At 65.1% G+C, this 9,620-nt stretch carries 10 protein-coding genes and 1 pseudogene; 8 read left to right on the forward strand and 3 right to left on the reverse strand.

Annotation, left to right across the window (positions count from 1 at the left end; genetic code table 11):
* Positions 1 to 597 precede the first annotated feature (597 nt).
* The 5 genes from NOD94_RS10040 (at position 598) to NOD94_RS10060 (ending at position 6,034) form a co-directional block, all read left to right on the forward strand.
* Complete coding sequence (locus tag NOD94_RS10040) at positions 598 to 1,017, forward strand: hypothetical protein (RefSeq protein WP_281205452.1); 420 nt, start codon at positions 598 to 600, stop codon at positions 1,015 to 1,017.
* Positions 1,018 to 1,672: 655 nt separating this feature from the next.
* On the forward strand, positions 1,673 to 1,870 hold the full coding sequence (locus NOD94_RS10045) for a hypothetical protein (protein ID WP_281205453.1): 198 nt from the start codon (positions 1,673 to 1,675) through the stop codon (positions 1,868 to 1,870).
* Between the two features lie 270 nt (positions 1,871 to 2,140).
* Positions 2,141 to 4,669 carry a class III lanthionine synthetase LanKC gene (gene lanKC, locus NOD94_RS10050; RefSeq protein WP_281205454.1) on the forward strand — a complete coding sequence of 843 codons (2,529 nt, stop codon included), beginning with the start codon at positions 2,141 to 2,143 and terminating at the stop codon, positions 4,667 to 4,669.
* 190 nt (positions 4,670 to 4,859) lie between these two features.
* Positions 4,860 to 5,384, forward strand: a complete 525-nt coding sequence (locus NOD94_RS10055) for a hypothetical protein (protein WP_281205455.1) — start codon at positions 4,860 to 4,862, stop codon at positions 5,382 to 5,384.
* Positions 5,385 to 5,428: 44 nt separating this feature from the next.
* Entirely contained in the window at positions 5,429 to 6,034 is a 606-nt protein-coding gene (locus NOD94_RS10060; RefSeq protein WP_281205456.1) for a hypothetical protein, read from the forward strand.
* Here NOD94_RS10060 and NOD94_RS10065 read toward each other — a convergent pair.
* The 3 genes and pseudogenes from NOD94_RS10065 to NOD94_RS10075 form a co-directional block, all read right to left on the reverse strand.
* Positions 6,031 to 6,378, reverse strand: a complete 348-nt coding sequence (locus NOD94_RS10065; RefSeq protein ID WP_281205457.1) for an AAA domain-containing protein — start codon at positions 6,376 to 6,378, stop codon at positions 6,031 to 6,033. The genes NOD94_RS10060 and NOD94_RS10065 overlap by 4 nt on opposite strands.
* A gap of 275 nt (positions 6,379 to 6,653) precedes the next feature.
* The gene (locus NOD94_RS10070) at positions 6,654 to 6,800 is read right to left on the reverse strand and encodes a hypothetical protein (RefSeq protein ID WP_281205458.1); all 147 of its coding nucleotides are present in this window, start codon (positions 6,798 to 6,800) and stop codon (positions 6,654 to 6,656) included.
* A gap of 411 nt (positions 6,801 to 7,211) precedes the next feature.
* Positions 7,212 to 7,460: pseudogene (locus tag NOD94_RS10075) on the reverse strand (NUDIX hydrolase); the annotation flags it as partial.
* A gap of 100 nt (positions 7,461 to 7,560) precedes the next feature.
* Here NOD94_RS10075 and NOD94_RS10080 point away from each other — a divergent pair.
* The 3 genes from NOD94_RS10080 to NOD94_RS10090 all read left to right on the forward strand — a co-directional run bounded on the left by NOD94_RS10080 (position 7,561) and on the right by NOD94_RS10090 (position 9,030).
* Positions 7,561 to 7,833 carry a YrhB domain-containing protein gene (locus tag NOD94_RS10080; RefSeq protein WP_281205459.1) on the forward strand — a complete coding sequence of 91 codons (273 nt, stop codon included), beginning with the start codon at positions 7,561 to 7,563 and terminating at the stop codon, positions 7,831 to 7,833.
* A gap of 142 nt (positions 7,834 to 7,975) precedes the next feature.
* A complete protein-coding gene (locus tag NOD94_RS10085) occupies positions 7,976 to 8,536 on the forward strand; it encodes a winged helix-turn-helix domain-containing protein (protein WP_281205461.1) in 561 nt (186 codons plus the stop codon).
* Positions 8,422 to 9,030, forward strand: a complete 609-nt coding sequence (locus NOD94_RS10090) for a transposase (protein WP_281205462.1) — start codon at positions 8,422 to 8,424, stop codon at positions 9,028 to 9,030. The genes NOD94_RS10085 and NOD94_RS10090 overlap by 115 nt, the downstream gene beginning before the upstream one ends.
* Positions 9,031 to 9,620 lie beyond the last annotated feature (590 nt).

Consider the following 9,620-nt stretch of genomic DNA (forward strand, 5'->3'; position numbering starts at 1 on the left):
GGTGATCGCCGTGGTGGGCGCGCTGCTGCCGGCAGGGTGGCGCGCCGGAGGGGGGGGGGCGGCAGCGTGGGAGTCCGTGCCACTGGGCGATGTCCCGCTCTGTTCGTCCGGTTTGCGCACGCGCTGACACAGTGCCCACCGGGTTGGGGTCGGGTATGGCGCGGGGTGGGTGGCTGACGGGGAGGGAAGGGCCCTGCACTCCGCGCACGCACCGTGCTCCTACCAGCGGCGCCGCGTATGTGGTCAGTTCGTCATCACACCCTGGCCCTGCGTAGGTGCGACGGTCTGGGTGGCGGCGCGGTCGTCGTGGGAGGACGCTACATACAGAGGGCTGGGCGCGCTCACCGTGCAGTCCGTGAGAAGGGCGCCTTCGCTGCTCTACCTGCGTATCTTCGCCACGAACCCGTCCTGCAAGGGGCCGCATCGCGCGCCCTGTCGGCCGGGTTCATGCGCTCAGGCAGGGAGCTGACAGCGGCAGGCCAGGGGCGGAGCTGCACGCCGCGAGCAGCCGGTTTCCCACATTCTCACCCGCCCGCGGCCGGGCACCGGCCAGTCGTCGTCGACGGCCGGACAAACAGGCAACCAAGGAGGTCAGGGATGTCCACGACGGACGACCTTGCCATCAGTGACCTGCTCACCGCTGCGCCCCTGGAGGGGCTTGACGTGCAGCTGGTCGCAGGCGACGTGGAAGAGGTACCCGCACCACCGATCACGCTCCTGTCCCAGACGGGCAATGTGTCGATCTACGACGTGAACTGCGCCACCGGAGCCACCACGAAGTTCCTGATTCCCATCACCGCCTGGGGCTGGAAGACCCGCCTGGTCTACTTCCGTGCCAACGGGGGCCGCATCGGGCTGAGCCCGACCTTCGAGTGGAACCGCTCCTTCTACGCCGGCTCCACACCGTCGGTCCGCTTCCGCGGAGCCTTGCCGGCAGGAACGAAAAACCTCGGAGCGTACTGGTGGTACGAAGGTAGCAGCACCATCTGGTGGAACAGGAAAGAGATCAACTGCTGACCGCGGCCCCCACCAGGCACGGAGCAGCACGATCCTCAACAGCGCAGCGGACGGCTGCGTGGGGCCAGCTGAGAAGTTATGGATCGTGGTGGCCGACGGGCCCGGTGAGGTGGGGTTCGAGGAGTGGCCGCCGGGCACGGGGGTGGTGCGGAACCCGGTCCACGCAGGCGTGGCCGTGGCCCGTAACCGTGCCCTGGCGGGGGAGGGCTGGATATCCGTCAACCGGCCCTTTCTCGACGGGGCTCGGCTGGGGCCTGGCCGACGACGACTGCGAGCGCGCAGCGCTGATCGGGCTGGCAAGAGGACTGTCCAGGAGGGACCGTCTCGTACGAGACCGCTCCGCAGCCCGGGTGAGCTGGGTGGCGGGGATGCCAGCTGTGCCACCGCCACCTATTGAGCGAAGGCCCTGCTGGCACGCCGTACCCGTGGGCAGTGGACTTTGGTGCACCGCCGAGTAGGGGAGTGGGACCTGCCTCCCCTTCAGGAGGTACTTCCTGACGTCCTCAGGAAGAGTGGTTGCGTGGTCCGAATGGCGGTTGTCTGAGAGCACACCCGCCCACTTGGGCCTTATCGTTATAAATTGCGCAAGGTTGACTGCAGGAAACTGCGGACAGCTGCAGAAAATAGCAGACCGCACGCACACAGGAGGACACGAATGTCGGACAGTGGAACGTCGAAGACGCCCGGCTCGCTTGACACTCCCGAGTACGAGGCTGTCAAGCAGCTGGCGGAAAGGGCCGTCGCCCACTCGCTGAACCAGATTCTGGAGCGGCAGAACCTGCCCGGCGCAAGCGAAGTACCGGCTGGCGGTTGCTTCAGCGCATACAGCGTCGTCATCACATCCCACGAGTGATGTTCCCGTGGGCCCGGCCGGCTGGTATGTATCAAGCCTTCGGGCCCCTGCGTGGCGCCTTTACCACCCTCGCCAGTCGAGCGCCGGCCGTTGTCAGAGGCCGCGACCGGAGCGTCTCAGTGCCACTGGCGGCATGCTGTCAGAGTCTCCGGTCAGGCCATGCTCCTTGCTGAGCGGCAGTCTCGTCCGGCTGGGCGCCGGGCGGGCTGCATATATTCCGACGCTCGTATCGGCCTCATGAGGGACTGATATACGAGGAGGAGTAGCCCGATGGCCGACATCCAGACCACCCACCTCTACTGCCTGGCGGACCGACGCTATTACGAGGCCCCGTACCGGATGGCTGACATGGCCACCCGTTTCTCGCCTGCCGTCGCCCCCACGCCTGACGGCTGGTACCGCCTGCCGCAAGGCATTTGGACCCTTCTGGCTCCCCAGGGTCACCGATTGCCCGGCCAGGGATGGAAGATTCACATCTCTGCTGTGCCCGAAGAGGCGGCGAATACACTGGCCATCTCCGCCGATATCTGTTTCGCCGCGGGCGCTCAGTTCAAGTACTTGCGGAGTGAGGACATGCTGCGGCTGATGTCCGCCACGCACGCCCCGCGGGCTACCAGCGGCAAGTTCGTCACAGTCTATCCGGGAGATGAGGATCAGTTCTGTGAACTCGTCGCAGAGCTGTCCGCGGCACTGGCTGGTCGACGCGGCCCGAATATCCTCAGCGACCTGCGAATCGGAGACAGCCCAGTCCACGTACGCTACGGCGCCTTTCGCCTTCAATACCGCCCTGGCCCGGACGGCGTCCCGGTGCCGGTACTGGGGGGATCATCCGGGGCGCTTGAACCCGATGAGAGGCGGCCAGTATTCCGTGTCCCGCCTACGATTATATTGCCCACCGTGCTTGTCCCGCACTTGGTCGCTCGTGAGACTGCCACCGAGTCCGGGCCACCCTACGCCGTACGTGAGGCACTGCACTTCACCAATGCCGGTGGCGTTTACCTGGCCGACGACCCCCACACAGGCGACCGCCTGGTCCTGCGTGAGGGCCGGCAACATAGTGGACTGGATCGGTTCGGCGCGGACGCACCCGCTCGACTGCGGCGCGAGTATGCAACGCTGCGCCGCCTCGCGGGGCTGCCGTGCGTGCCCCAGGTATTTGGGCTGCATCAAGTGTGGGGGCACTTGTACCTGGCCGAGGAATACATCGAGGGCGAATCGCTGTTTCAAGCTGTCATCGCGCGTAACCCATTGATCCATGTTGGGCACACCAGGCAGGACCTTGCCGACTATGCGAGCTGGGTGGACGATGTCGTCGGCCGTGTTGGCGAGGCCCTGGCCGCTGTGCACGCCCGAGGCATGGCGTTCGGAGACCTGCACCCTGGCAACATCATCGTCCGTCCGGACGGCTCCGTTGCTCTAGTCGACTTTGAATACGCCGCTGATCTCGAAGACGAGGCCGCTCCTCGTGTCGGTGCAGCTGGGCTCATCCCACCCGCGCACCTCTCCGGTGCCCAAGCCGACCTCTATGCGCTGGACATGCTGAAACTGTCGATGCTGATGCCGGTGACCGAGTTGCGCGACCGGCACCCGGGCAAGGCGGGGACCCTCACCCGCTTGGCTCAGGACCGGTTCCCACTGCCGGCGCAGGAACAGATGCCCGCACCTGACGCCGACGAAGACACCGTTCGAGCCCTGTTTGGCATTCCCGCCGACGATGCGGGATGGCTGGACGGTCGATGCGCCCGCCCTGACTGGTTGGCACTGCGCCATGCCCTGGTGGCTGGTGTGCACGCTGCCGCCACTCCCGACCGCGCGGATCAGCTGTTTCCCGGCCCCCCTGAAGCGTTTAGCTACGGGGGCCACACCTTGGCGCACGGCGCGGCGGGTGTTCTCGGAGCCTTGCACCATGTTGGTGAACCAGTTCCCGAGGCCTATACAGAGTGGCTGCTCGCAGCCGCCCGACGTGCCGACCCGGCGACCGGCGGTGGGCTGTTCCACGGACTACACGGCACCGCCGCCGTATTGGCTGATCTTGGTTTCCGGGAGGAAGCCCGAGAGCTGCTCGACCGTGCCTCCGAGCCGCCCAGTTCAGCAAAAGGGTTGGCCACCGGAGTAGCCGGTGTGGGGCTGGTCCGGCTTAGGTTGGGTGATGTGGCGAAGGCCTTACAGATCGGTGAACGCCTGGCTAGCGACCTGTCAACCCCGCCAGATGAGGCGGGTCTACTGCGCGGTATGAGTGGCCCTGCGTTGCTACATCTCGCGCTGCACCGCACGACCGGAGACGCGTACTGGTTGCGTGCTGCCCGCTTGGCTCTTGCCAGGGATGTGGCGCGGTGCGTCACGCGTCCGGATGGCACCGTCCATGTGCGACGGTTGGGGGACCGCTACCTTGTCTACCTGGGCGCGGGGAGCGCAGGAGTTGCCCTAGTGGCCCATGCCTACCTAGCGGCAGCTGGCGATGAGGACTCAGAACTTGCGGCGCTTGTAGCCGGTACCAGGTTGGCTTGTACCACTCTTTTCGTCCGAGAGCCCGGCCTGCTGCAGGGCAGAGCAGGGCTGGTTGTTGCCCTGGCTGAGCTCGGCGCGTCGCGAGACGTAGTGACGGCCCAAGCTGCACGGCTCGCTTGGCATACCGTCCATGACTCGGGTGCGCTGCTTGTTCCAGGTCCTCAGCTGCTGCGGTTCTCGGCTGACCTGGCCACTGGCGCGGCTGGCGTCCTTGTGGCCCTCCGGGCCGCTCTGACCGACACCCCCGTCTCCCTGCTGTCCCTATTGTCCCTGGACACCTCGGAGGGATAGCCGCCATGCGCGAGCGAAGGTGGCTGAGCTCGCCGTTCTGTGGCGTTTCCAGCTGGCGATCCGTTTGCCAGCTGGAGTCGGTGTAGACAATTCGACAGCCGGCCCACCCGTCCGAATCACCCATTCAGATCAAGCCGAATAGCCTGCCGGGTGCCTACAATGACTGAACGCCCCTGCCAGAGGATAGCCAGTGCCGCTTCGACTACTCTTGCAAATTATTATCGGACTATTCGCAGCCACCGCATTTACGGCTGGAATGATTCTATTTCAGCTGAAAGGTGAAAAGCCGCTCGTGTGGTCCACCTTCGCGCTCGCATTGTTCACGGCGACACTCCTTCTAATGTCAAGCATCTGGCGATACCTCGATGCTCCCGCCCAGCCTCAAGTCGGCACCACCCAGGCCCAGCCAGGGAATACGGCTTTCGAGATGTCCCACGCTTTCAGTGGAGGGGCCAAGCTTGCAGTGACCGTCCAGGGGGTGATCCTGGGGTTAATCTTCGCCCTGCGAAATGATGGTCCAATTTCTACCACCGCAAAGGTTGGCACTCTGGCCTTGACAGCCGGCGTCGTGTTCGGCCTTTTGCTTTTCTCGGTGACGATTGTCACTGTATCCGAGCGGCCTAGTCGAGCCGTAGCTGCACTGTTCTTCAACCTTACTCTCATGGCGCTGGCGTACGGCCTCTTCTGCACTGCCGCCACAGTGATTTCAAAATAAGACCAGCCAGGAAGAGACAGTTGCATAGCGAGGCGCACACCAGAATGTCAGGAGAGGTCCCCGAGAAACTCTATGAGAGGGGGCTCTTTGAATTTGATGATGGAGCCATCCGTCTCATTCGCGCGACCTACAGGGAACTTGATCCCGGCAGCTCACCTACCGCACTCGAACATTCTCGCGCGATTACCTTCTTGGATGCGGCCGAGTTTTCGCTCATGTCGGATTTGATTCAGCCTGAATCGCGAGAGCTGCCACCAAGTGGCCATCGAATTCAGGTTGATGCAGGCATGGCTCGTCTCGCCCTACTCAAGGCCGGCTGCTGTCCGCTAGATGGCTGCCTTCGATATTTCGGCCCCAATAGTGCCGATGATTTCACGGTATTCTCTGGCGATAGCATTAAATTGCGACGGATTAAAACCCTTGTGCCGCCCGGCGACCCTACCCGACTATGGGATGCCGTACAGCAGTTGCGGCACATCTATCGGAATAGCCCGTCCCGTGTTGCCCAGTCGATCACAAATGGCGAAGCGTACCAACTGCAGGGGTTGCTTTGGCACTTGAAGATTTCCTTCATGGAGGACGGGTTCCAATATGACTCCCTGGAGGCCGCCATGTTCGATGCATGGCGATATTTCGCCCAGCGATATTAAGAGAAGGGTCGGCGGGCAGCCAGTGCTCGTCGACACCGTAGGCGCGCAACAGTCGGAGCTGCAGGGCCGTTGGGCATGGTGACGACGGGTTCGAGCTGGAGCGGATCGCCGACCAGAACGGCACGGCGGGCGCGCCACAGCGCGCCGGCGGCGGCCTGTGGGGTGGCTTGTCCGGCCTCGTCGACGAGCACCCAGCCGATCGACTCCCGGCAGAGGCGGGCGAACATGCTGCCGACGGAGGAGAACGTGGTCGAGACGACGGGGACAAGGAGGAAGAGGGTCTGCCAGGCGTGCTCGACCTCCTCGTCGGGGACCGACCCGTTGGTGCCGACCATCAGCTCCATCAGGAGCTGGAGGTTGCCGTGGACCTTCTTCGCTGCCCCGGCGGTGAAGGTCGAGGGCGCGCAGGAACAGGATGGCCCGGGAGGTTTGCCGTGCTCCCCGCGGTCCAGGGCTTCTCATCCCGGGCCGGGTGATGCCTCCTCAAGGGCTCTCCGGTTTGTGGTGCACAGAGCGTGACGGATACCGCGTTGCCGATGCCCTTGGCGGAGACGCCGTTGTGGTGTCGGGACGAAGGGCGAGCGGCCCACTTCGGATCCCGTGCTGGTTTGGTGCTGGTTCAGACATGCTGTGCGCGGGAAAGCTGCAGGTGGTAGCTCTGGTCGGATGAGTTGTCGTACCACTCGACGGTGGTCCCGACGAGACTGGCGGCGACGATCCGCCGGATTCCGGATGGAGCCTGCGGGACGGTTCCGGGGGAGGCCATGTGAACCACTTCCAGGGTGTCTGCGGGGACGTCGGGTGTGGGCACAACGTAGAAGTCCGCAGGTCGGCGAGATATGTGGCGTGCCATCACAATCAACCCCATCTGAATGTGCGGCACCACCACACGGCCCGAACCGGACCCATCGGACCACTCCGGAGGTGAGTGGGGAGCCCCCGCCGGAATTGCAGGGTTCCGCCTGTTTTGCGGGTGCGACGCTGACTCCCGTGCTGACTTCGCAGCGTTGAGAGCGACATGGGGTCAAGCCGAGAAAATTCGGAGGCAAGTGACAACGGCTTCTCCTGTCCAGTCGCCTCCGGCCTACATCCCACCGACGCGTGGGCCGTCTGGAGAGGACGCCGCGCATGGACTGCTGCTGCGGGGCCCGAGGCAAGCTCGCCCTGGTAGCCGTAGTCAAGATCGTAGGGCGGCGTCCAGGTATCGCTGGACCGGCTTGAAGAGTCCGTACGGGATGTACCGCGGGATTTCCACCAGGCTCACCCACGCGACCTCGGCGATTTCATCGACGTCTGCCACATGCGCGGTCCCACCGGCCACCTCGCAGGCCGTGTAAGACACTTGCCGGCCAGTGATGGGGTGGATCCGCTCGCCCAGCGGAGCGACGGCGACCACGTCCAGGCCTGCCTCCTCCATCGTTTCGCGACTATCCAAGATGGCTCCGCCGCCGTGATCACACCAGCCACGCGAAGATCATCCCAGGATCAATGGGGTGCGTTTCATCGAGCCAACGAACTGGAGATGCATGATGCAGCAGGACGAAGCCCTGCAGCTCGCCGTGGCGTTCCTCGCGCGCAGCCGGCGGGCGGACGAGCCGCCTCTTGCCGTCGACGCAGAGCGAGCCCGCGAGAGTGGTCGGCTGCTGATCGTGCCCTACAACTCCGTGCAGTACCTGGCTTCGCGGAATGACAGACACATGCTGCTGGACTGCTGGCCCATCCTCGTCGACCTTGATCGCGGAGAAGTACGGTTCGGGACCCTCGACGAGCGGCATCTCTGGAGGAAGCCGACCGCCTGACATGGCTGCGGCTGTTCGCGACCACAGCTACGGGGCAGCCCTTACTGACTTCGGCTCGTCGGGGTGAATATGTGTGGAGTCCCTGACGGGTGTGGGTGGGTGGCTGTATCCGTGGTGTGTGAGATATGCAGATGGGGGTGGGTTGACGCCTACGGGTCGTCAGCGTCGGGAGTCTGTACGGATGCAGGCGGCGGAACTGTTTGAACAGCAGATCAAGCCGTCGGAGGTTGCAGGGCGGCTGAGGGTGAGCGTGAAGTCGGCCTACCAGTGGCATCAGTTGTGGCGGGACGGTGGCGTTGAAGCCCTGGCCTCCCGCGGTCCGGGCGGGTCGCGGTGCCGTCTGTCTCCGCGGTCTCTGGAGATACTGGCCGCGTATCTGGAGCAGGGGCCGGCCGCGCACGGTTGGGTGGAGGACCAGGTGTGGACCGCGTCGAGGGTGGCCACGCTGATCGGCCGGAAGTTCCACATCGCCTACAGCGTCTCGGGTGCCACCCGGTTGATGCACCGGCTGGGCTTCAGTCCGCAGGTCCCCGCCCGGCGGGTCGCCGAACGCGACGAGCAGGCCGTCGCCGTGTGGAAGGAGGCGACCTGGGCGGAGGTAAAAGGGCGAGGGCGGCCTGCGGAGGCTATGTCTGTTTCGAGGACGAAGCCGGCTTCACCCGCAGGCCGCCCCGGGGACGGACCTGGGGCCGGCGAGGGATGACCCCGGTCGTGACGGTCAGCGGACGACGCTCGGGCCGGCTGTCGGTGGCCGGGCTGATCGCGATGCGACCGGGTTCGAGGACCCGGCTGTGTCACCGTCTGCGGACCCATCCAGCGGGCAAGAGCGCACGCCGCAGCATGAGCGAGCGGGACTTCATCGCACTCCTCGACGGAGTCCACCAGCTGGTCAGGGCCCCGATCGTGCTGGTCTGGGACCGCCTGAACACCCACGTCTCCCGCAGAATGCAGGGCCTCGCAGCCGAGCGGGAGTGGCTGACGGTGTTCCTCCTGCCCGCCTACTCACCCGACCTCAACCCCGTCGAGTGGGTATGGGCCCACGTCAAACGCAGCCTCGCCAACCTCGCCGTCATGGCCCTCGACCGCCTCGAAACCCTCGTCCGCAACCGCCTCAAACGCCTTCAATACCGGCCCCACACCCTCGACGGCTTCATAGCCGGAACCGGCCTCACCCTCGACAACCCAGCCTCACCCTGAAGCGCCGAAGTCAGTATCCTCCGAGAAGACTGAGGAGCGCCACACCTCGTCCTTGGCAGTGGCCGTCGTGCGGCCCGGCACCGTCGAGCTCGACCGCCTCGCCGCCAACTCGGCACCACTTCCAGGGGGTCTACGGGGGCGTCCGGTGTGGCCGCAACGTAGAAGTACCCAGGTCGGCTTCATATGGTGCTCGTCATCACAATCAGGCCCGCCCTGGTGTGCCCGACCACTGGTGCAGACCGAACACCGCCCGCTCCTTGACCTCCCACCACCGGTGCGACTTCTGGTGCGCCCGGCCGAAGGCGGTCCACGCCGGGCTTTGGACGGGACGTAGAACCACACCGGCAGTTCATCGGACAGGACGACGTGGGGGAAGTGGACACCGGGCCGCCGGAACCAGACTTCGACGACGCCCTGCCGGCGATGGTCACCGTGCCTCGACGAACTGGAAGCGGCCCACCGGAACCCTCGTGACGGAGGACAGCTCCGGTGGGCCACTTGGAGTGAGTCGGTTACCGGCCCGCGATGAAGGAGGCGGGGCCGCCGACCTTGTGCCAGGTGGTGCCGTTGCCGGACCACTTGAAGACTGC

The organism is Streptomyces sp. Isolate_45, from assembly GCF_024721315.2.
In the GTDB taxonomy this organism is placed as follows: Bacteria; Actinomycetota; Actinomycetes; order Streptomycetales; family Streptomycetaceae; genus Streptomyces.

Coding starts and splice junctions, on each gene's coding strand:
- NOD94_RS10040 (WP_281205452.1), top strand. CDS start 598: ATGTCCACGACGGACGACCTTGCCATCAGTGACCTGCTCACCGCTGCG.
- NOD94_RS10070 (WP_281205458.1), bottom strand. CDS start 6,800: ATGGCCTCCCCCGGAACCGTCCCGCAGGCTCCATCCGGAATCCGGCGG.
- NOD94_RS10065 (WP_281205457.1), bottom strand. CDS start 6,378: ATGGAGCTGATGGTCGGCACCAACGGGTCGGTCCCCGACGAGGAGGTC.
- lanKC (WP_281205454.1), top strand. CDS start 2,141: ATGGCCGACATCCAGACCACCCACCTCTACTGCCTGGCGGACCGACGC.
- NOD94_RS10060 (WP_281205456.1), top strand. CDS start 5,429: ATGTCAGGAGAGGTCCCCGAGAAACTCTATGAGAGGGGGCTCTTTGAA.
- NOD94_RS10080 (WP_281205459.1), top strand. CDS start 7,561: ATGATGCAGCAGGACGAAGCCCTGCAGCTCGCCGTGGCGTTCCTCGCG.
- NOD94_RS10045 (WP_281205453.1), top strand. CDS start 1,673: ATGTCGGACAGTGGAACGTCGAAGACGCCCGGCTCGCTTGACACTCCC.